Consider the following 23,541-nt stretch of genomic DNA (forward strand, 5'->3'; position numbering starts at 1 on the left):
GTATGGCGACCAAAGAATTTTTTCTAATTGTGGGAGGATACTTATGAGATTTCCGAAGCTTGCATTGATGATCGTGGCTGTCGCATTTGTCGGTTGCACCAAAAAATCGGAAGACACAATCAAAGTCGGTGTCTATGGTCCTTTCACAGGCGGCAGCGCTCCGATGGGTGTTTCCATGCGTAATGGGGTTCAGGTCGCGATCGATGAAATCAATGCAGCCGGAGGAGTTCTTGGCAAAAAGATCACCATGGTGGATCGCGATGATGAAGCCAAAAATGAGCGCGGTGGACAAATCATGCTGGAACTTTTGGATAAAGAAAAGGTGGTCGCGGTCTTGGGACCGATTAATACAGGCGTTGCAGACGCGAGTACACAGTACGCTAACACCAAGAAAATACCTTTGATCATTAATGTCAGCGCCGGCGCCAAGGTGAATGAACTCTTTAAATCCAATCCGGAAAATTTTGTTTTTAGAATTGCTGCCAATGACGATATTCAATCAAGAGTCATCGTTAATGAGGCTTTAAAACTTGGTTATAAGAAACCGGCACTTCTTTGTGACGATACCAACTATGGACAGAACGGTCGCGAAAAGATGGAAGCCGTCTTAAAAGAAAAAGGCGTCAAACCGGTTTATATTGGAAAATTTAAAATCAAAGACAGCGATATGAGTGCCCAACTCCAGGAAGCGAGAGCGGCGAAAGCTGATGTCTTGTTAGTTTACGGCATTGGTCCTGAGCTAGCAGCGATTTCAAACTCCATGGCCCGCCTGGGATGGAAAGTGGACATGATCGGCAGTTGGACTCTTTCCATGTCGAACTATATTACAAATGCTGGTAAAAATGGGAACGGCACAAAGATGCCACAAACATTTATCGAAGCCTCTGCAAAAACAGACAAGCAAAAGAAATTTATTGCTGATTACAATGCAAAATTCAAAGAGTCTCCGATTGCTTCGGCGGTATCTGCTGCCCAAGGATATGATTCCATGTACTTGCTTAAACTTGCAATCGAGCAAGCGCAGTCTCTTGAAGGTTCAAAAATTCGTACAGCGTTAGAGGACTTGGCAGCGCCATATGAAGGAATCACGGGTTCCTATACGAAGCCCTTCTCAAGTACAGACCATGAAGCTGTGAAAGAAGCAAACGTCATGTTAGGTATGGTGAAAGACGGAACCGTGGTGGATTCAACAACCCAGAAAAAGTAGGTCCCAGTGTCGGAGATCATGCAGATTCTGATTTCGGGTATCATCCAAGGCGTTATCTATGCGTTGATTGCCTACGGATATAATCTGACGTTCTCGACTTCAAAAACCATCAACTTCTCCCTTGGAAATGTCATCATGCTTGGGGGAGTTGTTGGATTTTCTCTTTATGTTGATCGGGCCACAGGACAGCTTTTGGGTTATCCTTATCTGTTTCCCATTGTCGGAGTGTTAGTCACGGGTGTTATTGCGGGGTGGATGGTTCATCGTTTTGCAGTGGCCCCCGCCCTGAAAATGAAGTCTGAATACACTTGGGTTCTAGCGACCCTGGCAATGGGTATCATCTTTAAGAATGCAGTTGAGCAAATATGGTCAACCGGGGACTACCGTTTTCCTTCGCCTCTAGGGGATGATCCCATTCGAATATTAGGAGCGGGTGTTTATCCGCAAGAAATCATGGCTGTCGTGGTTGCCACCTTGATTGTTTTTTCAATTGAACTATTCCGCAGAAAAACTATTTATGGAAAAGCCATTCAGGCTGTGAGTGAAGATAAAGACACCGCAAGTTTGATGGGCATCCCTCAGGAACAAGTCGTGAAAGTTTCCTTCATGATGAGTGCCTGCATCGCTACGGTGGGCGGATTAATGGTGGCGCCTTGGACGTTTGTTTCCGCAACGATGGGATCATCGCTTGGAACGAAAGCTTACGTGGTAGCGATCATCGCAGGATTAGAATCTGGTTTTGGTTTGATCTGGGGAGGATTGATTCTGGGAATCTCTGAGTTTTTCACAGCACGCTATATTTCCTCGGGATATAAAGAGCTGCCCGGTTTTATTATCCTGATATTAGTCATCCTGATAAAGCCCAGCGGACTGTTCGGGAAAAAATCCATCAAGAAAGTTTAAGGGGGCGTGGTGAAGAAGCAATCCTGGAAATGGGCAACATACATTTTGTGTTTGCTTCCTTTGCTTTTACCCTCGTTGGTGGAAAATGAATATTATATCCATGGTATTTTAGGACGAATCATAGTTTATACGATTTTGGTTGCCGCGTTGGATCTGGTTACAGGCTATATCGGAGATATTTCCATTGGACACGCGGGTCTGTTTGCGGTGGGTGCTTACACCATGGCGATATTGAACTCGACAGCCGCTGCAAATCAAGGAAGTTCTATTCAGGTCTTTTATGAATGGTCATATGGGTTATCGTTAGTAGCTGCTGTGATCGTCACGGCGGCATTTGGTTTTGCCCTAGGATTTCCTTCATTAAAAGCATCAGGTCCCTATCTGGCGGTTACGACCATCGCCTATGGAAGCATCATTTATACGATCATCAATGAACAAGAAGCCCTTACCAATGGCACCAAGGGAATTCAAATGGTGCCGTTAAAGCTTGCGGGTTTTTCCTTTGCGGGGAATAACTTTATCTATTTAATTTACCCATGTCTGTTGTTAGTGATGTTCTTTAAAAGAAATTTGGCCAAGAGTTTTTGGGGGCGCGCTTTTGAAGCCATCAAGTATTCTAGTATTGCCGCCGAAAGTTGTGGAATATCCCGATCACGTTTTAAAATCTCGGCCTTCGTTTTGTCTGCCGCAATTGCCGGGCTTGCAGGTGCACTCTTTACTCATCTGGATAATTATGTCGCCCCAAACACTTTCACTTTGGATTTTTCGATTCTGGCACTGATGGCCCTTATCTTTGGCGGTGTACGTTCTGTTTTGGGAAACTTTATAGGTATGGCCTTGGTAGTGATCTTACCCGACTTATTCACGTGGTTTAAAGACTGGCGATTGATGGTTTTTGGAATCTTATTGTTATTGGCACTGTTTTATCTGCCCAACGGTCTTGCGGGTTGGATTCGCGGATACTTTGAAAAATGGTTTCCAGCGTTGCGCAGCGAATATGATCTTGAAAAGATTAAAGAGAAAGCCGCCGCACAAAATTTGCAATTTCATAACGGTGCTGAAAGCGGTCCTATCCCTTTACGACTTGAAGGTCTGGAGATGCGTTTTGGCGGTTTGATTGCTGTGAATAAATTGGAATTAAAGATTGCACCAGGAACCATCCGCGGTTTGATGGGGCCTAATGGTTCTGGAAAATCCACAACGGTCAATTTGATCACGGGACTTTATCAGCCCACCGCGGGTCAGGTTTATATCTTTGATAAACCTTCAAACAATGTGAAGCCACATCGGCGCGCCTACTTGGGAATTGCTCGTACCTTTCAAAATCTGCAGCTCTTTTCGGACCTGACTGTTTTGGAAAATGTTTTGGTTGGCTTGCACAAGCATTATCGTTCGTCCTTGGTTGCCGTCTTAGTGGGACTACCTCAGGTGCGTCGAGAAGAAGATAAGTTTGTGATCGAGGCCTACAAATGGCTGGAGTTTGTGGGGCTTGAGCATTTGGCATTAGAGAAAGCCAAAAACCTGGCTTACGGGCAAGCAAGGCGATTGGAGATCGCACGGGCACTGGCGTTGCAACCAAAGATTCTCCTATTAGATGAACCCGCAGCAGGTCTGACTTCCGGAGAGATTCAGGAATTTAATAAGATCATTCGTAAAGTGAAAGACGCGGGGCTCGCGATTTTATTAATTGAACATCACATGGAAATGATGATGCAGATTTCAGATGAAATCACCGTTTTGGATTTTGGCAAAAAGATTGCCGAGGGATCGCCTCAAGAGGTGCAAAACAATCCGCAAGTGATCGAGGCGTATTTGGGTGCGGAAGGGGCTCAACATGCTTGAAGTTAAAAACCTGGCTGTTCATTACGGGGGTATTCAAGCTTTGAAGGGCGTTAGTATCAAAATCCAACCTGGAGAGCTGGTGGCCATGATCGGTGCTAATGGCGCTGGTAAAACTTCTTTGCTTAGGACCATTTCAGGGTTGGTACAACCTGCTTCGGGAGAGGTGTTTATCGATGGAAAGTTGGCTAATAAGATTCCGGCACACAAGCGTGTGGCCTTTGGTCTGGCTCACTGCCCGGAGGCCCGACGTATATTTGCGCAGCAAACTGTCCATGACAACTTGCTGTTGGGAGCGTTTCTAAGAACCAAGACTGAAAAAAAAGCAGATATTGAGCAAACTATTGATGAGGTTTATAGGATTTTTCCCCGTTTGAAAGAGCGCAACACGCAGTTAGCCGGGACTCTGTCGGGAGGGGAGCAGCAAATGCTCGCTATCGGCCGGGCCCTCATGTTAAAACCTAAGATTTTGATGCTAGATGAGCCCTCGATGGGATTGGCTCCGGTGATCATCGACGAAATGTTCTCGGTGATTAACAAAATTAAAGCGACAGGACAAACGAGTATTCTTTTGGTCGAACAGTTGGCATTTCGTGCTTTACAGGTTGCGGATCGTGGGTACGTTTTGGAGCAGGGAGTGATTCGAGTCGAGGGAAATGCGAAAGAATTACTTAAAAATCCTCAGGTTAAAGCCGCTTATCTCGGAGTGACACACTAAAAATAAAGAGCCGTTTCATGCTGTTACAGGCCTTCAGATTAGAACTTCGTAGAACAAAGAAACTAAAACGATAGTCTCGTGAAGTCCCATAAATGTTTCCCGATAAATTCGCCAGCGGAGACATGACATGGGAATGAGAATTCAAACAAACATAGCGGCAATCAATGCACAACGTAATCTAGTTGGTTCACAGCGAATCATGAATGATTCGATGGCAAAACTTGCTTCTGGAAGTCGTATCAATAAAGCTGCGGATGATGCTGCGGGATTGGCGATTTCAGAAACCATGAAAGGTCAAATTCGCTCCGCAGCGATGGCGCAACGAAATGCGAACGATGGTATTTCCATGATTCAAACTGCTGAAGGTGGTTTAAATGAAATCAGCAATATCATCATTCGTTTGCGTGAGTTGGGAATCCAAGCGGGTTCCGACACCATTGGTGAAAAAGAACGTGGAATGTTGAACAAAGAAGTGGTGCAACTGCGTGAAGAAATTCAGCGTATCGCTAAGACCACTACTTGGGGTTCCACGAAACTTTTGGATGGATCCGCACCCGCGTTCGATTTTCAGGTGGGTATCAATAATGATCCAAAGAATGATCGTATCACCTTTGAAGCCGGTCGCGGTGTTGCAACTTTGGATGCTTTGGGGCTAGATGGTCTTTCCTATGACACTAAGGAAGGCGCACAGATGGCGCTCAGTCGGTTGGACGAAGCCCAGGTTGCTGTGAATGGAACTCGTGCGTATATGGGTGCTCTTCAAAATAGATTGACGTCCACTGCGGATAACTTAGGTGTGATGCAAGAGAATTTATCTGCAGCCAACAGCCGCATTCGAGACACCGATGTCGCCGCAGCCTCCAGCGAAATGACTCGTAATAGTATTTTACTGCAGGCGGGAACATCCGTTTTAGGTCAGGCCAACCAATCGGCGCAATTAGCGCTGAAACTGATAGGTTAAGTCAGAGTGGCAATATGGATCGCTTTCTCGGTGATCATGAGCCACATGCCTACAAGTACAAGCCACCCAAAGCCATAAGCGCGCATGCGTTTGATAACGTCATTTTTTCCTAAGTGAATAAATGCATGCACTGCGCGCGCCAGAACATACAGCCAAGCTAAAATAACGAAGACAATGCTTTGTACTGGAAGTATCAAGCCAAGAATACATGCCACATAAAACAGTATCGGTGCTTCGAAAAGATTCGCGAAATGGCGAACGGCCTGTATAGATTGTTCAGGTTCTTGTCCCTGCAAAGTGCGGTAAAAACTTAGTTTGACTGCTCCAGAGCGAACCGCAGTCACTCTTCCCAAGAACATTTTACCAAGAACAACTAAAACCAATAAGAACATGGCACACATTGGAAAGATGATTTGTACGTTCGTTGACATGGCTTTTTCCTTTAAAAATGTAGAACTAAAAATTTAGTACGCAAAAAGTATGTGTCAAGACAAAGTGCTGAGGGAATTCTTTATTTATTACTCTTTCTTAATCTAATATGGATTGTAGGGGGTAGTGATGATCGATTCAGCAGAACTTCTAAAAAAGAAATCTCGTAACGTAAAAAAAGGTCTTTCAGGAACGGAGATCGATGAATATCTGGCAGCAATGAAAGGCTGGGCTTATGAGGATAATCACATCGTCAAAGCTTATTCATTTAAAAACTATCACGAGACCTTGGCTTTTGTGAATGCGTTGGCATTTGTGGTAAATGCTGAAAACCATCATCCAGATCTATTGGTTTCATTCAATCGTTGTGTGGTGATGTTTAATACTCATTCTGTCGGCGGTGTTTCGGAGAATGATTTTATTTGCGCTGCTAAGATTGACGCAATGGCATCCCACAATTATGCGCCGGTGGCTCACTAAATATCGGCGAGATGAAAACTTATAAGAAGCATGATTTTCCCGTGGAGAAAATTCGGCGCTTTCTAGAGCCAGGGCCCATTGTTCTCGTGAGTTCTCGATGGAAAGACGAAACCAATATTATGACCATGGGGTGGCACACGGTTCTGGAATTTTCGCCGTCCCTGGTGGGTTGTATGATAACGGGCTCAAATCATAGCTTCGAGCTCATTCGCAAAAGTAAAGAGTGTGTTATCAATATTCCAACGGTGGAGCTTTTAGATACCGCCGTGGCAATCGGTAATTGCACCGGTAGAAATACGGACAAATTTGAGAAGTTCGGTTTAACAAAGGAGTCGGCAGATAATGTACAGGCACCTTTAATTAAAGAGTGCTTTGCGAATCTGGAATGTAAGCTTGTTGATACCCGCATACTGAATAAATATAACTTCTTTATTTTTGAAGTTCTGAAAGCTCATGCACCTTTAGTGCCCAAATACCCTAAGACGTTTCATTATACAGGCGATGGGGTTTTTATGATCAGTGGGGAGCACATCAATAAAAGGAGAAAGTTCAAATCTCAAAACCTATAACTCCGTCTCCAAGGGACGATTGCTTTTAGGTTGAAGGATTTTAATAAGACTGCGTGCATCCCGCGGTGCTTTAACTTTCGCATCGTTATCAAAGTAGATATAGACGTCGCGCTCTTTGACCGGCATTTTATCGTCTGTAATTTTTAACGCATCTGCAGGTTCGCGACCACTTTCCCATCGTCTGATACGATCACTCCACCAAAGCAAGGACTCAGGTGAATACCCACTGACATAGAATTCTTCGTCACCGTGTAAACGGATATAGATGAAATCTGCTGTTACATCTTCCATGTAAGGCCATTTGCCAGCGGTATCTGCGAAAACCAATGCGATATTGTACTTTCTAAGAAGTTCGATGAATTCAGGATTCTCAAAGCTATGATGACGAACTTCGAGACTGTGTTGCAGACGACGTTTGCTTTTGCGAAGAGAGTCCGCGTAGTGCTTAGGAAATCTTTCTGCTTGATCAGCTAATTTCACCCCTTCTGCGAATGTTTCAGGGAGCAGCTTGAAAAAACTCTCCAGAATCTCTGGATCGAAAACCAAATTCGGTGGCAGCTGCCAAAGAAAGGAACCGAGTTTGTCATCCAGATTCAAAACGCCCGATCCAAAAAAGTTAGCCAAAGCTTTTTCACAATTCTTCAGCCGCAGAATGTGAGTGATAAAACGGGATCCTTTCACGGAAAAACAGAAATCAGATGGAGTTTCTTTGTACCATCGGTTGTAAGTTTCGGGTTTTTGGTTGGCGTAAAAAGATCCATTAATTTCTATGGTCGATACCTGGCGACTGGCATAGTAAAGCTCCTTTTTGATCGTCAGGTCTTTGGGATAAAAGACACCGCGCCAAGGGGGATAGACCCAGCCAGAGATCCCAATTCTTGTTTTCATACATACTCCCTTGTAATCGCGGTCGCGTTATACTGTCCTCAACAAGGAGGCAATTATGGCTTCAGTTAATAATTCCAAAGAAAGCTTCTCCAAAAAAATGGGAGACAAAATCGAGGATGTAGGCGCGAAGGTTTCGGAAAAAGCTCCGAAAACTGGCAAAGCCATCCATGATTTGGGCGATAAAATCGAACACATGAACGACAAACGTGATTCCAACCGTCGCGTTTAAGTTTTAGATTTCGGTTCCCGAAAGTTCAGTGAATTTTCGGGAACTGAAACTTGCACGTCCTCCAAGGATTTCAAACCCGATGTTGCTGGCGGGTGCAAACAAGCTCCAAACTTATCAAAGCGCGAACCATGACAGGGACAATCCCACGTTTTTTCCAAAGAATTCCATTTTACCAAGCCACCTAAATGAGGACACATCCCAGACATTTTGAAAATGTGCCCTTCCTCGTTTTTATAAATCGCCATCTTGTGTGTCCCGTGATTGACGATGCAACCTTCATCGAGTCCCAATGTTTCGATGCTGTCGTGAGGTAAAACCCAGTCTGCATATTGCTGAAAGGTGTTTGCATTTTCCGCAACATAATCCTTTGCCGCTTTTAAAGTGAGACGATTCGGATCAAAGATTTTTTCCAGCTCTTGGTGTTCGCCTTTGATCAAACCGGTTAGCAGACGTGAAGCAATAGCCGAATGGGTATAGCCATGACCTGAATCTCCAGTCACGATGTAAGTGTTTTTCTTGCCCGGGGAGCGACCGATAAATGCGATGCTATCCATCGGTTCCAGAATTTGTCCTGACCAGGATGCTAGGACTTCTGGAGATGTAAGGCTCAGACGACGTTGGGCCCACTCATAGAGATTTTCGAAGGCTTTTTCTGGATGACCTTCGCCCACGCGATGATCTTCGCCGCCAATAAGTAAGGCATCGTATTCGCGGTTCTCTAAAGGAACCATGCGGATATAGTGGTAATTTTCCTGGGTATCCCAATATAAAGCCGGCGCGATACTTCCTTTGGGAATTTTCACGGCGACACAGTAGGTGCGATACGCGGCTTGTTTTAGATAAATCTTTAATGTCGATGTCGGAGAATTTGTTGCCAGAATAATGGATTGGCATTTTACCCGGTGACCACCTTCCGTCATCACGTGAGTGTCTTCTCCTTCGTGATAATCCGTTGCTTCGGTATGTTCAAAAATTTGACCACCTTTTTTCTGAATGGCTGTGATAAGGCCTCGGATGAATTTCAATGGGTTTATTTGCGCTTGATTTTCAAACCGGAGTGCCGGGCCTGTTCTGAAAAATGCTTCGGAAAAATCCGTGCTGAGTTTAAGGCCATCGGCGCCGGCGAGAATGGCGGCTTCATACTCTTTCGCAAGCAGAGATGGATCGTGTTCTGGTGATAAAAACAAGTAGCCATTCACACGCTTAAAATTGCAGTCGATATTCTCATCTTGAACAATTTTTTCAATAAGGCTGATGGCAGCCCGATGACTTTTATAAAACAGACGAAGGGTCTGTTCACCGTGAGTTCTTAAAAGTTGGTCAAAGCCGTCGTCCAGGGCATCTGCCAAGTGCGAAGTCGTATATCCAGATTGATTTTTTTCTAGAGGACCACGCTCTAAGACAACAACTCGCAGTCCCTGTTGCAAGAGTTCATAAGCGCAGAGAAGACCTGCGATACCAGCGCCGACGATGCAGACATCGGTTTCTAAAGAGCTTTCTAGGGGAGGAAGTGCAGGCAGAGAAATTTCTTTTTGCCATAGTGATTGGGTTCTTTGTGGTACGTATTCCATAGCTGCTCCCTTTACTAGAATGTCCCTCTTATATTTCCATTCGAGGGGAGGGAGGCAAAGATGTTATTTATCACTCTTCGGACACATCCCTGAAGAATTCACGTGCCGGTAACAAATTTGGTAGCGGTTATTTTGATTGCAGGACGGGTGTTAGCCCTGCTTGAGTTGCCTATGGAAATCAGTCAAAGGAAAGCGTATTATCCCCGACGAATTGGAGTTAGGTATGAAATCTTGGATCGTATTAGTTTCCTTAATCAGTTTGACTTCCGCAGCCTTGGCAGCGGAGATTCCCGTCGGTCTTAAAAACTTGCTCCCTGTCGAAAAAGATGAAGTCAGTTTCCAGGGAACGACATTCGACAGGAAAGATTGTTCGTTAGACGTTTTCTCTGCCAAAAAACGTTTCAGTGCCACGGTAACAGTTTACTATGGAATGGGACAACCCGATCCCATGCGCACAGCTCGCTTTCAATTGGGCGAGGGTTATAACTTCATTGGCGAAAGCACGTCAGCTGGGATTCTGAACTTTCAGAGTCTTCATCCCCACGTAAACGAAGATGAAAAGGATCAAAAGTCCATTCTAAAGCTCTATAAAGAAAAAGGGCGATTGAAGGCTGTCCAAGTTTTGGTCGAAGAAGACGGCTATTTGGGTTTCAGTACCCTCATTAAAGAGACCTGCTATTTGGGTAAACGCTAGACCTCGACTCTTCAATGGTCGCAATTCGTAATTACTAATCCCTTTCATATTTTACTTGTGTTGGCCCGCAAACATAGCATGAAGGTATGAAAGCAAAAATGACTCTCTCTAAAGGTGGATCGGCATTCCGTAAAATCGCTATGGGCTCGTGGCACAAAGCCGGAGACCCTACAGTGTATGGTTTGCTGGAAATTGATATGACTAGGGCTCTTGAGTATATGAAAGCTCAAGAGGCCGCCACAGGTATGAAACTTTCGATTTCGCATTTAGTGGGTAAGGCTGCTGCGACCGCGATGAAAGAGCGTCCTGAAATTAATGGGATGATCCGCAACAATCGCATTTATCTGCGAGATACCGTCGACATCTTTTATCAAGTGAATATTCCAGGCAATCCCGAAGACCCCGTAGGTAAGGCCACGCTGACAGGAGTGGTGGTCCGTGAAGCAGAAAAACTGTCAGTGGCACAGATCGCACAAGAACTTGCAGGTAAGTCCAAAGCGATTAAAGGTGGCGAGCAAAGTGAGTTGACCAAATCACTGGATGCCATGAAATGGGTGCCGTGGGGATTCATGCGCACTCTTTTGAATCTGACTTCATATCTAAACTATGATTTGGGTATCAATCTTACTTGGGCAGGAATGCCACGAGACGCGTTTGGGTCTATCATGATCACAAATATCGGTGGCATGGGTGCCGATACGGCATGGGCACCATTGGTGTCATACTCGAAGGTTCCAATTCTTTTGACCGTCGGCCAAATCAAGCAACGTGCGTGGGTGACTGAAACAGGAACTGTTGAAGCCCGTCCCGTCGCGCGTATTGGAGTGACGTTTGATCATCGTTTTATGGATGGAACCCATGCAGCGGCTTTGCAGAAAATATTTGAAAAGTGCTTTGCTGAGCCTGAAAAATACTTTGGCGAAGTATCTGCTATGTCCTATCCAAAACTTTCATCATTTCCTCTAAAAATGGCCTAAGCGGCTAAAGAGGTGGTGGAGGATATTGATGGCGAATGTTTTTGCCAAGGTACTCCTGAACCAGTCTGAGTTCTTTTTCCAGGGAATCCACTAACAGTGTCAGTTGTTGTTCGTTAGTGGATTTCAAATCGATCGTCTCTAATCGCTCTGATAAATCTTTTAAACGAATTGCTCCCAGAACTGCGGCAGAAGACTTAAGGTTGTGTGCAAGAGCGGGTACTTTTTCATATAGCTTATCCCGAATCGCATCCCGCATTTTTTGAACTAAAATTGGACTGTCTTCATTAAAAATATCGACTACCTCTTTCAAGAGGGAATTTCCGTTTTTAGGATCCTGTTTCAACGCATCCATGCTTTCGGGATTTACAACATGGTGACCACGGCCCATCCATTTGCCAATCTTGAAAGCCAAGTCGTTGTACGAAATGGGTTTACTGATGTAATCGTTCATGCCAGCTTCCAGACAAAGTTCAATGTCACCTTTGATGGCATTAGCGGTGGTAGCGAGGATCGGAATATTTTTATTGTCTTCGCCAGCCTGTCCTTTGCGGATTTGGCGGGTGGCTTCGTAACCGTCCATAATGGGCATTTGAGCATCCATTAAAATAAGATCGAATTTTTCAGTCAGCAACGAAGCAATGGCGGCGTTTCCGTTCTCAACCACTTGACTGGTGCATCCCATGGTGGACAGCATCTCGGAGACGACCTTCTGATTTACCAAATTGTCTTCGGCAATCAGAATGTGCCCTTGTAATGGAGCAACTGGTTTGAGATTTGAAATCTTTTGAATTGCAGCATCCGTTTGGGGAAGGCCCAAGTTCACATCAAAATAAAATCTTGAACCGATGCCTTTAACGCTGTCGACATCGATGGAACCTTTCATCATCTCTACGATTTGTTTGGAAATTGCCAGCCCCAACCCGGTTCCCCCATACTTTCGGGTCATGGAACTGTCGCCCTGTGAAAAATTCTGAAACAACTTGGACCGAGTTTCGGTGTCAAATCCCACGCCCTGGTCGATAATTTCAAAGAGAAGATGCGGTGATCCATGGATATCAGGTCCTTTGCGAGTCACTCGTACTTTGATCAAACCATGTTCCGAAAATTTGATCGCATTGTTGATCAGGTTCAGAAGGACCTGGCGCAATCGCAACGGGTCACCTGTCAGGAACTCTGGCACAGTGGGATCAATTTCAGTTTTGATTTCAAGATTCTTAAGTCTGGCTGAATAATCGACAATCGAAACTGCACTCTTGATAAGAGACGAGAGTTCAAAATTGGTTTCTTCCAGCTGGAATTTTCCGGATTCGATTTTTGACAGATCCAGGATTTCATTAATGAGTGCAAGAAGTGAGGTTGAGGAAATTTTGATAGTTTCCAGGTAATCGGCTTGTCGCGCATTCATAGGCGTTTGTTCCATCAATTTGGTCATGCCAATGATACCGTTTAGCGGGGTGCGGATCTCGTGACTCATATTTGCAAGGAAACTGGATTTCAGAGTGGATGCTTCTTGGGCCCTTTCCCGCGCTTCTTCCAAGGCCAGCTCCATTCTGCGACGAAGCTGAATTTGCTTTTGTAAAAGACTCGTAGAAAAAAAGAACAAGAGAAAAGCAAGAGCGACGCCAAAGACTACTACAGCTGACATTCTTTGGAAGTCTCTATCGAACCGTGCGGTCCTGCGCATGAGAAGGTTCTGTTCATCCAATTCCATTTCGGCAAGAGTACGATTGACCTCATCCGTATTTGTTGAGGCCAGCATTGATCTGAATTCATCCACTGATACTTTTTTTGTATGCCCACGAAGATTTGTGACGAAAGACTGCCAGGTGGATTGTTTGGCATTCAATAGAGTGGATATTTTCTGAATGCGTCTTGATTGGAATTTATTATCTGAGACGAGTTCTGACACAGTAACAAGATTTCTTTGCAGATTTTGTTGTGCTTTGCTGAAGGAATCGAAGGACATATAAGGATTTATATAGACCGAGGTGAGAGATACTTTTGCTTCCTCCAGGGAAGCCTTGAGTCCCCTGATTTCATTTATAACCACGTATGTATGCTTTCTCCATACCGAGGACTCCAAAAGATTTTGGGTGCTATAGAAGATAATCAAAGCTAAAGCCCCCAACGTAATAAGCCCGCTGACAGCGAGAATCTTGGGAAGTTTTGAATGGTGATTAGGCGGAGATGTCGTATTCATAATAAAATTAAACTTTAAATGATGACTGTATCCAAGTCCGTGTACCCAGGAATAAACAAAATACACACTATTTTTCCTGGCCATTGTGGCTATGACTTCAGAAAATCAATGTATGGAAACACAAAAAAAACGCGTTTTATTAGTAGAGGACTCCCGCGAGATGCAAACGATCGTTCGTCACGCCGTGGGAGATATTTGCGTCTTGCAAAGTGTGGCATCAGCTGAAGAAGGTCGCCGCGAGCTGGAGAAGGGAATCTATTCTCTTTTGCTCTTGGACGTTCACTTGCCGGATGAAGATGGTTTTGAGTTCTGCAAGAACTTGCGGGCTGAAAGAAAATTTGCTGACTTGCCGGTTATTTTTCTAACCGGTAAAACCGAACTGACGAGCAAAGTCCAAGGCTTTGAAGTAGGGGGCGATGACTATGTCACAAAGCCCTTTGAACCGGAAGAGCTGAAGGCTCGCGTGAGTGGCAAGCTTCGTCGTAATAAAAGCTCTGGCGCATCTTTTGTCATGGCGGGATTCAAAGTCGATTTGTCGTTGCAGAAAATCTTTGTGATGAACAGCGATGGTTCGGAGACGCCACTGCCGCTGACACCGATTGAATTCAAGCTCTTAAGTCACTTTATGAAGAATGAAGGGAAGGTTTTTTCTCGCCAAAAACTTTTGGATTTGTTTTGGAGTGATAGTCTGTATGTTTCAAGACATACAGTGGACACGCATATATCTTCACTGCGAAAGAAGTTGGGTCCTCCGGGGGCGAATTTAAAATCTATATTTAAGCAAGGATATACTTTTACTGCGCCAGAGGAAAACCGTGAGAGAGGTCATGAGGCGTCACCTTAAGTGACGAAAATTCTCGGCAGACGGGAAAAGGGTAAAATCCATCTCACCCTTTTCCTGCCGTATTCGATACTTAATTAGAAATTAAAGCCAAGTGCTACGTTTGAGAAGTTGTAGTTATCCGCAACTTTGTCGCTGAACCAGTTGTACAATGTGAAGTATTCAAATCCGATCGACCAACGTGGATTGATTGTGTAAGCCATGCCGATACCCAGAGTAGGACCTATAAGAGTTTCATCGCTTGTATTAGCCGTAGGATCTACCGGATTTACCACGTCATCCATATTCGTCACAGCGATACCGCCGGCAATATAGATATCCATGTCATTGTGGTCAAATAGATGGGAAACCGCGTGGATATCGAACGTTGTGCTTTCAGACTTGCCGATATCTTCATTTTTAGTCGAATGCAGAATTTTCGCACCAAGACCGAATGTTCCTGTGCGACGTTCATAATCCAAACCGAATGAAGATGCTGCCTGTGCAGATCCTCCCAGCAAGCGAATGGTATTAGATCCTTCTCTTAAATCTTGCTTGCTTTGGGCATTTGCAAGTGTGCAAAAAGTCAGAGTAGCAAGAATCGTGATGAGTGTTTTCATGTGGTGGCTCCTTTGTTGAATTTCCAGAAAAATGACTCAGGCTTTTTTGCAGAGCAAAAATGAATCCAAGGTCCAGCTGTCCTTAATTTGAAGATGAAACCTGTTTTGAAAGGTTGCAGTGGAGTATTGCCCCACCTGCGGGGAAAAATGCGGCCCCGCTTTCGCCCCAGAAAATTACACGATTTCTCTTCTATGTTTCATAAATACGGCGGTTCGCCATTCTGTGGGATCACACAAAGTTTACGTCTCAACTTTGGAAGTCGAATGGCTTAGGAAACTTTCTGGAATGGGAAACGTCTAATAACTTTTGTACAGAGTCAGTTTTCTCTACGGTGACTTCAAAATAAACCGAGGAGTAATTGGCCCATGAGTTGCTGTTAAGTAAGGGGGATGGGGTGAAAATGCCTAAATATCAATTGTTCGGAATCATCATAGTATCTGCTGTCTCGGTTGTCTCATTTCAGAACTGCTCGCAGGCTAATTTCTCGCAAGCCCCGGTGAACGCGGCCTCGTCGGCCTCGGACGGAGCTGACGGGACGACGAATACCCCTGATAGCGCCAACTATAACGGTCTAAAAGCCAACGACATTACATTGGCAACCAATGTGGGCGTTACCCTAAGTATTTCAAACGCGAGCATTGTGGCGGCGAATTCAGGGACATCACTAAAAGTTCAAAGCGTGGGCTCACCAAATCTGGGAACTCTCACACCTAAAACTAACGGTTATGACTTTGTATCGAGTGTGACAGGAACGGCAAGCATGACCTACACGATTGTGGATGGTCAGAACAATATCGCCACTGCGAAAATCACAATCAAGGTCGTAGAAAGCTCCATCGCGACAGCACCGTTTTATGGCTGTAACACCGATGGATTTCTTTATAGCTTAGACCCGCAAACGGGTACCGTCCTAAAAACGGTGAAGATGACTTACAACGGGGCTAAGCTTGAATGTACGGATATGGTTATCAGTAATTCGGGCGAGCTCTATGCCAAAGACAATGAGGAGTCTGTCGGCAGCAATGCCTATAAAGTTGACGCCACGACGGGTGTCGCAACTTTGTATCAACGAAATCTGGTGACTCGTGGGGACCGCGCGGTTGGCTTGACGTTGGTTGATGGAAAACTCATCACCTCAGAAGAGCACAATCCAGGATCATCAACGCAAACTAACAGCCTGATTGCGATTGCCGCTGATGGTGTGAAGACCACGGTGATTCCAGCGAGTGCGGGTTATACGATGTATGGCGGTGACGTAAAGCTTCTGCCAGACGGTTACTTGTATTGGACAATCACAAACGCAACATCCACATTGTGTAGAACTGCCGGGGCGGGTGGTAATCAAGGGATTCTAAGAATCGATCCGGTTTCCAAAGCGACCAAAGAAGTGGCTTGCATGGATAAGAAAAACATTTTTGGTTTGGGCTTTGCTTCCAAAGGTCTTTATGGGTTCAGCGAGCAGGGGAACCTGGTTCGCGTGGATGTGAATACCGGTAAAACGACCCTGGTTAAGGCGACGGGGTTGGTCTTTATCGGGGCCGCCGCCAATCCAATCCTCTGGTAGTTTACAAATGGAAAGAGGGAAAAGCCTGATGTGAATCAGGCTTTTTAACTTTTGTTCTGTCGAAAATTCAGACCTGTTCGGAATCTTTTTCACTCGGAATATTACAAATCTGATTTATAAAACATTGCATTGAGAATTTCCCTGAACTTAGGCATTTTGCCCGCATTCAGACCAATCAAATGGAGATTTCAATGAAAAAAATCGTATTGTCTATCGTGGCCCTTATCGCAGGCCAAACTGCTTCAGCAGCCATCACTCAAAACTCTTCTTGGGAAGAGATCCTTGCTGCCAAGGCACCTTATGTAGTTCACGCACCAGCAGTTTATATGGGCCGTGCTATCGCCTACACTTTCGTATGCCGTGATGGCGATACTCTGCGCACTAAAGCACCAGTTGATATCGTTGTGACTCATATGGATGGTAACCGTAAAGCGACTTTTGAAACTGTTCGTTCAGAAGTTCTTTCTACACCAATCAATTTTGTTCAAAAAGAAGACTTCTGCGATTCTACTGAATCAAGAACTCTTTGCTACCCAGTAGAGTACACAGGAACATACCCAATGACTGTGGAAATCAAAGTAGGCCGTAAAATGAATAAAGGCCGCGAGACTCACCTATTCACAAAATCTTACACAGTTCCTAACTGTGACAGCGTTAACGTTGAATAAGTGATTTTTCAAAATCAGATACTAAAAAGGGCTCTTTGCTGAGCCCTTTTTTTTTTGGATTAATCAATATAAGTACTGCCGTACTTCTTAAACAGCTGCTCTAATTTTCCCGAGCGTTTGATCTCGTCAATGGCGTGATCCAGTTCCTTTTTGGTCACTTTGCCCTTACGGCTGATCGAGCAAGCAATTGGGTAGTCTTTCAAGAACATGGCTTCGCGATTTTTGACTACATCCGGGGCTTGCAGACGGAAATAATCCAAAAATATTTGGTCAGTTACGACATAGTTGATGCGACCGTGGAGGAGTTTTTTCAAATTAGCTTCCTCACTGAAATTGTCTTCACGAAGAATTTTTTTCGACTCAAAGTACGGATCCAACTCGGGATAGACATACAAAAGTATGGTTCCTATTCTTTTTCCCTTAAGTCCCTCGACATTCTTTGGCATGGGACTGGGGCCCACTATAATCTCTCGTTTATTAAAGAGCACTTTTGAAAAGTCGACGTTTTGGCGATTGTCATCCCACACTGTGCTGTTGTAGCAAAGTGCATCCATTTGCCCTTTAAGAAGGTACCCATTCAGACGATATCTGGTAACGACGCTGAATGTGACTTTTCGGTTCATCACCTCGGCTAGTGCACCGACGTAGTCGACGATCAGGCCTTCAAGTTTTCCTTTTTTCTCGATCAAAAGTGGCGGCGCCAGGCCCGCAGGAATCGCAGTACGAAATTCATTCTTGTCAGTGGACGCCGAAGCGACAAAGCTGACAAAGATCAGAGTAATAAAAGGAAGAAAATGTTTCATCTTTAACAATAACGTACTCCAAATTTTTCGAAAGCGCCATATTTGTGAAAGAGCTATGTGAAATCACCGGGGCATGTTGCAAATAAAAATTCGTTTTCTGAAACTAGTTTCAATAGAAGACGGGGTGGAACTATGCCTGTGCGATCTCTGCTTTGCCTATTAATCTCAATTCTCTATTTACAACCTGCATATGCTTGCACCCGATTTCTATGGGACACCAAAAAGCAAGATGTCATCGTTGGCCGCAATATGGATTGGCTTGAAGATATCGGTTCAAATATGTGGCTTCTGCCCCGAGGTATTTTCCGGGATGGAGGAACGGACAACAACTCCTTAAAATGGACCTCCAATTACGGCAGCGTGATCATGACGGCCTATGATATCGGGACGGCTGATGGCTTGAACGAAAAAGGCCTGACAGCAAATCTTTTGTATTTAACTGAAAGTGATTTCGGCGTCCGTGATGAGAAGCTTCCTGGTCTGTCAGTCTCTTTATGGGCCCAGTATTACCTTGATAACTTCGAGACGGTGGCTGAGCAATGGCGGCCTTTGAAGCCGAACCTTATCAAGTACAATCTTTTTCAATTAAAACTTCTGCGGGAGAGAGAACAGGATCCGTGGCATCTTGCAATCTCTGATAAGACCGGAGACACGGCGGTCATCGAGTATATCGATGGTAAACCCAAAGTTTATCACGATAAAAACTTTAAGGTCATGACCAATTCGCCGCCTTATAATGAGCAACTGACGGCGCTTAAACAATATAAAGGCTTCGGCGGTCAGAAGGACTTACCGGACACCAACGCCGCAGCAGATCGGTTTGTCAGAGCCGCGTTCTATGCCCAACAATTACCGCAACCGGCGGAATATCGTGAATCCGTCGCAGGAGTTTTGAGTGTGTTAAGGAACGTCTCGCAGCCCTTCGGTACGCCAGATCCAGCGAGACCCTATGTCTCTACCACTCGTTGGAGAACAGTGGCTGATATGACTCGTGGAGTGTATTTTTACGAAAACACTTTAGCCCCCAACCTTGTGTGGGTGCAGCTGGATCGTTTGGAGTTTAAGAAAAATGCACCGGTGCAAAAAATCACTCTGGTCAAAAATTATGATTTAGTTGGTGATATCTCGGGATACTTTAAGCCGGTCAAAGCTTTTGAGTTTCTAAAAAAGGCGCCGGAGAAGCCGGTGAGTCAGAAATAAAAAAAGGGGGACTTTTAAAGTCCCCTTTTTTTGTTCATTACATAAGTTCTTTAGGTACACCTTTTGGAATCGCACTCAAAAGTTTTTGAGTGTAGGCGTGCTGTGGATTCGAATAGATGTTTTCCGCCGTGTTCATTTCCACGATCTTACCGCCGTACATAACGGCCACGTCGTCAGAGATGAACTTCACAACTGACAAGTCATGGGAAATAAAGATGTACGTCAAATTCATTTCGTCTTGAAGATCCAAAAGCAAGTTCAAGATCTGAGCTTGAATAGATACATCCAAAGCGGAAACAGATTCGTCACACACGATGAATTCAGGTTTAACCATCAACGCACGCGCAATGCTGATACGTTGTCTTTGGCCGCCAGAAAACTCGTGTGGATAGCGGTTCATCACTCCCGGAGTCAAACCAACTTTTTTCATCATAACGGCAGCCATCTCTTTGCGTTGGTTGTCGTTATCGCCCAATTGATGGATCTGCATGGGTTCCATCAAGATCGCACCGATTGTCATACGAGGATTCAAAGAAGCAAACGGGTCTTGGAAAACGATCTGCATTCTTTTGCGGATGGGAAGCATCTGTCTAGCAGTCAGTTTCGTGATGTCTTGACCTTCGAACAAGATTTGACCTGCCGTAGAGTCCACTAAACGCATCAATGTACGACCCAACGTCGTTTTACCGCAACCAGACTCGCCCACAAGACCCAGTGTACGACCTTTTTTAACTGCGAAGCTAACACCATCAACGGCTTTTGTATAACCTTGTACGCGACCCAATAGGCCACCTGTGTGAGCGAAATGTGTTTGCAAGTCCTTTACCTGAAGAATGATTGGAGAACTTGCGTCCGCTGGAGTTTCTTTAACTTGCGGTAGAGTATCAAGGTTTGGTCCTGGCAACTCTTCACCATTTGGTCCCATAAAGTCGCTAAGAACTGGCAAGCGAGCCAAGTGGCTGGACAGGGATGGACGGCAAGCGAGCAAACCTTTTGTATAAGGGTGCTGTGGGTGAGTGAAGATTTTTTTGGAGTTGTTAGTTTCAACAACCTCACCCTTGTTCATAACGATCACTTCATCAGCGATGTCAGCAACGACACCCAAGTCATGCGTAATGAAAAGCATGCTCATGTGAGTGCGCTTTTGGATGTCTGCCAATAGATCCAGGATTTGTTTTTGGATTGTTACGTCCAAAGCCGTTGTCGGCTCGTCACAGATCAAAACATCGGGGTTACATGCGATCGCCATAGCAATCATGATACGTTGACGTTGACCACCAGAGAATTTGTGAGGGTAAAAGTGCAGGCGCTCTTCCGGAGAAGGAATACCAACCAGTTTTAACAATTCCAAACCACGAACCAAAGCTTGTTCTTTCGTCAATCCTTGGTGAAGCATCAAAGTTTCAGTGATTTGATCTGCAACCGTTAGAACCGGATTCAAAGATGTCATCGGCTCTTGGAAGATCATGGAGATTTTTGCGCCACGGATTTCGCGCATTTTTGCTTCCGATAGTTTCAGAAGATCTTCGCCGTTATAGAGAATTTCGCCGTTCGTGACTTTACCAGGGTGACCGATCAAACGCATGATTGCCAAAGACGTGATACTTTTACCAGAACCAGATTCCCCAACCAGGCCGACAGTTTTGCCTTTTGGAATATTGAAGGAGATGGTTTTTACAGCTTGAACAATGCCATCGTCAGTTTTGAATTCGACAGCAAGGTTTTTTACTTCAATGACATTGTTATTGTTCATTTTTCTTTCTTCCCGGGTACATCAATACATTATCTGGTAAAACAATATCGGGGCGAGCCAATGGCTCGCTGTCCTTCGGCCTTTGGATGCCCTCGGCGCCGCCGTCCAGGTATAACAGATAAGCGGACAATCTGTAAGCAAGATCGTGAGCCGCGTAATTACTTAACGGTATGCGAATGGGACCGAAATTAATGGTGATGAGGTCCTTTTCGGGTTCTTGTCCAAAGTAAAACTCGTCGGTTGTGTCGAAAAAAGTGCGTTTTTCTGGATAATCCATGGGGCCCCTCCCGTGAAATTTAAATCTGCGCTGGCTCTCAGCGGGCAGTCAATGAAACGGCCTCTCAAATGTGAATTGGTTTTCAGTTAATCTCCCCATTGTTGATGCGTCGCATCTATGCGCTGCGATGCGACCTTTCTGAAGAGCAATTTGGTAATCGGTTGGTTCTGGCCTAAACTGCGGCCAAATTGGAGACAACGGTGCCTATAAATTCTTCCCGTAAATCCGATGGTGACTACCAGCAGAGCATGGAAACGATGATCCGCACGTCGCCATCTTTCATGGCGCTGCTGTCGGGTCCGAATTTCATTTTTGAAGAGGCCAATGACCAATATCTTCAACTGATCGGAAAAAAGGACATCATTGGACGTCCTATGCTTGATGTTATTCCTGAAATCGGGAGCCAGGGGTTCGTTGAAATCCTTAATGAAGTGGCCGCAACCGGAAAACCTTACATTGGTTCTGAAGTTCCCATTTATTTAAATCGTGTTCCCGGTCAACCTTCAGAAAAGCGCTATGTGGATTTTGTGTATCAGGTGCATCCCTCATCCAAAGAGGGCTTGCCCCGTATATTTGTGCACGGAAACGATGTCACCGAGCGTGTTCTGGCGCGCGATGCCCTCGATAATGAGAGACGAAATTTTCGAAATCTTTTTAAGCAAACTCCGGAAATGGTTTGCATCCTCTCGGGGCCGGAGCATCTTTTTGAATTTGTTAATGAGGCGCATATTCGCGTTTTGGGATTTGATGCCACGGGAAAAACAGTGCGCGAAGCCCAGCCTGAATCCGTCGAGATTCATAGCATCTTAGACGATGTGTTTCGGACGGGGAAGACCGCGGAGCTTAAAGAAATTCCAGTGACGGTGACGAACCGTCTGCGCTATTTCAATCTTACCTACGCCGCAAGATATGCCACCAATGGTGCCATCAGTGGTGTGATGATTTTGGGAACCGAAGTCACTGATGAAGTTCGGGCACGAGAAGAATTGAAGAAAGCCAAGGAAGAGGCCGACAAAGCCAATCAATCTAAAACAACTTTCCTTGCCAACGTCAGCCACGAAATCAGAACGCCCTTGGGCGCCATTTTGGGATTTTCCGAATTATTAAGTCATGAGGTCAGTGCGGGTTCTGAAGCAGCTGATTATATCGAGCGTATTTCCAAGAACGCCCAGCAACTCCGACATCTCATTGATGAACTTTTGGATCTTTCAAAAATTGAAGCGAACCGTCTGGAAATTGAACGTTTACCAGTAGACCTTAATTCTCTGGTGCAAGATGTGATTTCAAGCTTGTCGCCTTTGGCTCAAGAAAAGTCATTGAAGATCGAAGTTATAAATGTCACGACCATTCCTCCGCGAATCATGACCGATCCCATGCGTTTAAAACAAATCCTGACGAATCTAGTAGGGAATTCGATCAAGTTCACTGAAAAAGGAACGGTACGAATTGAACTGGCTGTAGCAAAAAAAGGCGATGGCAACGAGTTGCAAATCAGAGTGATCGATACGGGAATTGGCCTTGCGCCAGAGCAGGTACAAAGATTATTTAAGCCTTTCTCTCAGGCCGATTCTTCGATCACGCGCAAGTTTGGCGGTACGGGATTGGGATTAGTTTTATCGCGACAGCTGGCTTTGTTGTTAAAGGGTGATTTGACTCTGGAAAAGAGTGCTCCTGGTCAAGGTTCGACATTCACTCTAACTATTGCAGTCGGAACTGATCAGGAAATCGGCCATCGGGAAATCCCGGTAGCAAAAAAGGAAAGTGGAAGCGGCGAAAACTTCCATTTGCAGGGACGTAAGATTTTGATCGTGGACGATGTTCCCGACAATCAAACATTGGTGCGGTTGTATTTGAATCGCGGGGGAGCCATCCATGAAAGTGCCTATGATGGGCGGGAAGCCGTTGAAAAAGCTTTGAATGGGGATTTTGATATCATTTTGATGGATCTACAGATGCCGAAAATGGATGGGCATTCCGCTGCGAGAGAATTGCGTCAGCAGGGCTATGCGAAACCGATTATCGCATTGACCGCTCATGCCCTCAGAGGCGAACGAGAAAAGTGTCTGGCGGGCGGGTTTAACGAATACATCACGAAGCCTATTGATAAGGCCACCTTGCTGGGAGCTTTAAACCGTCTGTTAAAACACTAGGTACACGAACTCGAGGGTGA

Annotated in this window: 23 protein-coding genes; 15 read left to right on the plus strand and 8 right to left on the minus strand. The window is 45.1% G+C overall.

Translation table 11 applies throughout. From position 1 onward, the window contains the following. The first annotated feature begins 43 nt into the window (after window positions 1-43). The 5 genes from ACLSU7_RS15970 to ACLSU7_RS15990 all read left to right on the plus strand — a co-directional run bounded on the left by ACLSU7_RS15970 (window position 44) and on the right by ACLSU7_RS15990 (window position 5,628). Complete coding sequence (locus ACLSU7_RS15970) at window positions 44-1,207, plus strand: ABC transporter substrate-binding protein (protein ID WP_413292896.1); 1,164 nt, start codon at window positions 44-46, stop codon at window positions 1,205-1,207. An 18-nt stretch (window positions 1,208-1,225) separates the two neighbouring features. Next, entirely contained in the window at window positions 1,226-2,110 is an 885-nt protein-coding gene (locus ACLSU7_RS15975) for a branched-chain amino acid ABC transporter permease (protein WP_413292897.1), read from the plus strand. A gap of 9 nt (window positions 2,111-2,119) precedes the next feature. After that, window positions 2,120-3,952, plus strand: a complete 1,833-nt coding sequence (locus ACLSU7_RS15980; RefSeq protein ID WP_413292898.1) for an ABC transporter permease subunit — start codon at window positions 2,120-2,122, stop codon at window positions 3,950-3,952. Beyond that, on the plus strand, window positions 3,945-4,667 hold the full coding sequence (locus ACLSU7_RS15985; protein ID WP_413292899.1) for an ABC transporter ATP-binding protein: 723 nt from the start codon (window positions 3,945-3,947) through the stop codon (window positions 4,665-4,667). Before ACLSU7_RS15980 ends, ACLSU7_RS15985 begins: the two co-directional genes overlap by 8 nt. 127 nt (window positions 4,668-4,794) lie before the next feature. Continuing rightward, window positions 4,795-5,628, plus strand: coding sequence for a flagellin (locus ACLSU7_RS15990; RefSeq protein WP_413292900.1), 834 nt, complete (start codon window positions 4,795-4,797; stop codon window positions 5,626-5,628). Here the strand turns inward: ACLSU7_RS15990 and ACLSU7_RS15995 are convergent. Then, on the minus strand, window positions 5,625-6,059 hold the full coding sequence (locus ACLSU7_RS15995; RefSeq protein ID WP_413292901.1) for an MAPEG family protein: 435 nt from the start codon (window positions 6,057-6,059) through the stop codon (window positions 5,625-5,627). The genes ACLSU7_RS15990 and ACLSU7_RS15995 overlap by 4 nt on opposite strands. Before the next feature lie 127 nt (window positions 6,060-6,186). Between ACLSU7_RS15995 and ACLSU7_RS16000 the strand changes: the two genes are divergently transcribed. Further along, on the plus strand, window positions 6,187-6,537 hold the full coding sequence (locus ACLSU7_RS16000; protein WP_413292902.1) for a 4a-hydroxytetrahydrobiopterin dehydratase: 351 nt from the start codon (window positions 6,187-6,189) through the stop codon (window positions 6,535-6,537). Between the two features lie 11 nt (window positions 6,538-6,548). Next, window positions 6,549-7,106: a flavin reductase family protein gene (locus ACLSU7_RS16005; protein ID WP_413292903.1), complete on the plus strand. Its 558-nt coding sequence runs from the start codon at window positions 6,549-6,551 to the stop codon at window positions 7,104-7,106. Here the strand turns inward: ACLSU7_RS16005 and ACLSU7_RS16010 are convergent. Further along, window positions 7,101-7,994, minus strand: coding sequence for a DUF72 domain-containing protein (locus tag ACLSU7_RS16010; protein ID WP_413292904.1), 894 nt, complete (start codon window positions 7,992-7,994; stop codon window positions 7,101-7,103). The two genes, ACLSU7_RS16005 and ACLSU7_RS16010, sit on opposite strands and share 6 nt — an antisense overlap. Before the next feature lie 55 nt (window positions 7,995-8,049). On the opposite strand from ACLSU7_RS16010, the gene ACLSU7_RS16015 reads away from it, so the two are divergent. Then, on the plus strand, window positions 8,050-8,223 hold the full coding sequence (locus tag ACLSU7_RS16015) for a hypothetical protein (RefSeq protein WP_413292905.1): 174 nt from the start codon (window positions 8,050-8,052) through the stop codon (window positions 8,221-8,223). Here ACLSU7_RS16015 and ACLSU7_RS16020 read toward each other — a convergent pair. Next, a complete protein-coding gene (locus ACLSU7_RS16020; RefSeq protein ID WP_413292906.1) occupies window positions 8,220-9,794 on the minus strand; it encodes an FAD-dependent oxidoreductase in 1,575 nt (524 codons plus the stop codon). The two genes, ACLSU7_RS16015 and ACLSU7_RS16020, sit on opposite strands and share 4 nt — an antisense overlap. 223 nt (window positions 9,795-10,017) lie before the next feature. Between ACLSU7_RS16020 and ACLSU7_RS16025 the strand changes: the two genes are divergently transcribed. Further along, window positions 10,018-10,488, plus strand: coding sequence for a hypothetical protein (locus tag ACLSU7_RS16025; RefSeq protein WP_413292907.1), 471 nt, complete (start codon window positions 10,018-10,020; stop codon window positions 10,486-10,488). An 86-nt stretch (window positions 10,489-10,574) separates the two neighbouring features. Continuing rightward, window positions 10,575-11,465 (plus strand): 2-oxo acid dehydrogenase subunit E2, encoded by an 891-nt coding sequence (locus ACLSU7_RS16030; protein WP_413292908.1) that lies wholly within the window; start codon window positions 10,575-10,577, stop codon window positions 11,463-11,465. A 4-nt stretch (window positions 11,466-11,469) separates the two neighbouring features. Here ACLSU7_RS16030 and ACLSU7_RS16035 read toward each other — a convergent pair whose 3' ends face one another. Then, complete coding sequence (locus tag ACLSU7_RS16035) at window positions 11,470-13,665, minus strand: ATP-binding protein (RefSeq protein WP_413292909.1); 2,196 nt, start codon at window positions 13,663-13,665, stop codon at window positions 11,470-11,472. Window positions 13,666-13,777: 112 nt separating this feature from the next. On the opposite strand from ACLSU7_RS16035, the gene ACLSU7_RS16040 reads away from it, so the two are divergent. Continuing rightward, entirely contained in the window at window positions 13,778-14,509 is a 732-nt protein-coding gene (locus tag ACLSU7_RS16040) for a response regulator transcription factor (protein ID WP_413292910.1), read from the plus strand. Between the two features lie 74 nt (window positions 14,510-14,583). On the opposite strand, the gene ACLSU7_RS16045 is transcribed toward ACLSU7_RS16040, so the two are convergent. Then, a complete protein-coding gene (locus ACLSU7_RS16045; protein WP_413292911.1) occupies window positions 14,584-15,105 on the minus strand; it encodes an outer membrane protein in 522 nt (173 codons plus the stop codon). A gap of 395 nt (window positions 15,106-15,500) precedes the next feature. On the opposite strand from ACLSU7_RS16045, the gene ACLSU7_RS16050 reads away from it, so the two are divergent. Together ACLSU7_RS16050 and ACLSU7_RS16055 are read left to right on the plus strand one after the other, a co-directional pair. Continuing rightward, on the plus strand, window positions 15,501-16,670 hold the full coding sequence (locus ACLSU7_RS16050) for an Ig-like domain-containing protein (protein ID WP_413292912.1): 1,170 nt from the start codon (window positions 15,501-15,503) through the stop codon (window positions 16,668-16,670). Window positions 16,671-16,861: 191 nt separating this feature from the next. After that, entirely contained in the window at window positions 16,862-17,338 is a 477-nt protein-coding gene (locus tag ACLSU7_RS16055) for a hypothetical protein (protein WP_413292913.1), read from the plus strand. 59 nt (window positions 17,339-17,397) lie between these two features. Here ACLSU7_RS16055 and ACLSU7_RS16060 read toward each other — a convergent pair whose 3' ends face one another. Continuing rightward, on the minus strand, window positions 17,398-18,141 hold the full coding sequence (locus tag ACLSU7_RS16060) for a substrate-binding periplasmic protein (RefSeq protein ID WP_413292914.1): 744 nt from the start codon (window positions 18,139-18,141) through the stop codon (window positions 17,398-17,400). A gap of 249 nt (window positions 18,142-18,390) precedes the next feature. Between ACLSU7_RS16060 and ACLSU7_RS16065 the strand changes: the two genes are divergently transcribed. Continuing rightward, on the plus strand, window positions 18,391-19,341 hold the full coding sequence (locus tag ACLSU7_RS16065) for a linear amide C-N hydrolase (protein ID WP_413292915.1): 951 nt from the start codon (window positions 18,391-18,393) through the stop codon (window positions 19,339-19,341). Between the two features lie 37 nt (window positions 19,342-19,378). On the opposite strand, the gene ACLSU7_RS16070 is transcribed toward ACLSU7_RS16065, so the two are convergent. Both ACLSU7_RS16070 and ACLSU7_RS16075 read right to left on the minus strand, forming a co-directional pair. Then, a complete protein-coding gene (locus ACLSU7_RS16070; protein ID WP_413292916.1) occupies window positions 19,379-21,094 on the minus strand; it encodes an ABC transporter ATP-binding protein in 1,716 nt (571 codons plus the stop codon). Then, window positions 21,084-21,371, minus strand: coding sequence for a hypothetical protein (locus tag ACLSU7_RS16075; RefSeq protein ID WP_413292917.1), 288 nt, complete (start codon window positions 21,369-21,371; stop codon window positions 21,084-21,086). The genes ACLSU7_RS16070 and ACLSU7_RS16075 overlap by 11 nt, the downstream gene beginning before the upstream one ends. A 200-nt stretch (window positions 21,372-21,571) precedes the next feature. Between ACLSU7_RS16075 and ACLSU7_RS16080 the strand changes: the two genes are divergently transcribed. Then, window positions 21,572-23,521: an ATP-binding protein gene (locus ACLSU7_RS16080; RefSeq protein ID WP_413292918.1), complete on the plus strand. Its 1,950-nt coding sequence runs from the start codon at window positions 21,572-21,574 to the stop codon at window positions 23,519-23,521. Window positions 23,522-23,541: the final 20 nt, after the last annotated feature.

This window comes from Bdellovibrio sp. HCB185ZH, from assembly GCF_047302455.1.
Lineage (GTDB): Bacteria > Bdellovibrionota > Bdellovibrionia > Bdellovibrionales > Bdellovibrionaceae > Bdellovibrio.

Excerpts from the sequence above, each read along its gene's own strand:
- ACLSU7_RS15970 (WP_413292896.1), top strand. The coding sequence starts at position 44 with ATGAGATTTCCGAAGCTTGCATTGATGATCGTGGCTGTCGCATTTGTC.
- ACLSU7_RS15975 (WP_413292897.1), top strand. The coding sequence starts at position 1,226 with ATGCAGATTCTGATTTCGGGTATCATCCAAGGCGTTATCTATGCGTTG.
- ACLSU7_RS15985 (WP_413292899.1), top strand. The coding sequence starts at position 3,945 with ATGCTTGAAGTTAAAAACCTGGCTGTTCATTACGGGGGTATTCAAGCT.
- ACLSU7_RS15990 (WP_413292900.1), top strand. The coding sequence starts at position 4,795 with ATGGGAATGAGAATTCAAACAAACATAGCGGCAATCAATGCACAACGT.
- ACLSU7_RS15995 (WP_413292901.1), bottom strand. The coding sequence starts at position 6,059 with ATGTCAACGAACGTACAAATCATCTTTCCAATGTGTGCCATGTTCTTA.
- ACLSU7_RS16000 (WP_413292902.1), top strand. The coding sequence starts at position 6,187 with ATGATCGATTCAGCAGAACTTCTAAAAAAGAAATCTCGTAACGTAAAA.
- ACLSU7_RS16005 (WP_413292903.1), top strand. The coding sequence starts at position 6,549 with ATGAAAACTTATAAGAAGCATGATTTTCCCGTGGAGAAAATTCGGCGC.
- ACLSU7_RS16010 (WP_413292904.1), bottom strand. The coding sequence starts at position 7,994 with ATGAAAACAAGAATTGGGATCTCTGGCTGGGTCTATCCCCCTTGGCGC.
- ACLSU7_RS16015 (WP_413292905.1), top strand. The coding sequence starts at position 8,050 with ATGGCTTCAGTTAATAATTCCAAAGAAAGCTTCTCCAAAAAAATGGGA.
- ACLSU7_RS16020 (WP_413292906.1), bottom strand. The coding sequence starts at position 9,794 with ATGGAATACGTACCACAAAGAACCCAATCACTATGGCAAAAAGAAATT.
- ACLSU7_RS16025 (WP_413292907.1), top strand. The coding sequence starts at position 10,018 with ATGAAATCTTGGATCGTATTAGTTTCCTTAATCAGTTTGACTTCCGCA.
- ACLSU7_RS16030 (WP_413292908.1), top strand. The coding sequence starts at position 10,575 with ATGAAAGCAAAAATGACTCTCTCTAAAGGTGGATCGGCATTCCGTAAA.
- ACLSU7_RS16035 (WP_413292909.1), bottom strand. The coding sequence starts at position 13,665 with ATGAATACGACATCTCCGCCTAATCACCATTCAAAACTTCCCAAGATT.
- ACLSU7_RS16040 (WP_413292910.1), top strand. The coding sequence starts at position 13,778 with ATGGAAACACAAAAAAAACGCGTTTTATTAGTAGAGGACTCCCGCGAG.
- ACLSU7_RS16045 (WP_413292911.1), bottom strand. The coding sequence starts at position 15,105 with ATGAAAACACTCATCACGATTCTTGCTACTCTGACTTTTTGCACACTT.
- ACLSU7_RS16055 (WP_413292913.1), top strand. The coding sequence starts at position 16,862 with ATGAAAAAAATCGTATTGTCTATCGTGGCCCTTATCGCAGGCCAAACT.
- ACLSU7_RS16060 (WP_413292914.1), bottom strand. The coding sequence starts at position 18,141 with ATGAAACATTTTCTTCCTTTTATTACTCTGATCTTTGTCAGCTTTGTC.
- ACLSU7_RS16065 (WP_413292915.1), top strand. The coding sequence starts at position 18,391 with ATGGATTGGCTTGAAGATATCGGTTCAAATATGTGGCTTCTGCCCCGA.
- ACLSU7_RS16070 (WP_413292916.1), bottom strand. The coding sequence starts at position 21,094 with ATGAACAATAACAATGTCATTGAAGTAAAAAACCTTGCTGTCGAATTC.
- ACLSU7_RS16075 (WP_413292917.1), bottom strand. The coding sequence starts at position 21,371 with ATGGATTATCCAGAAAAACGCACTTTTTTCGACACAACCGACGAGTTT.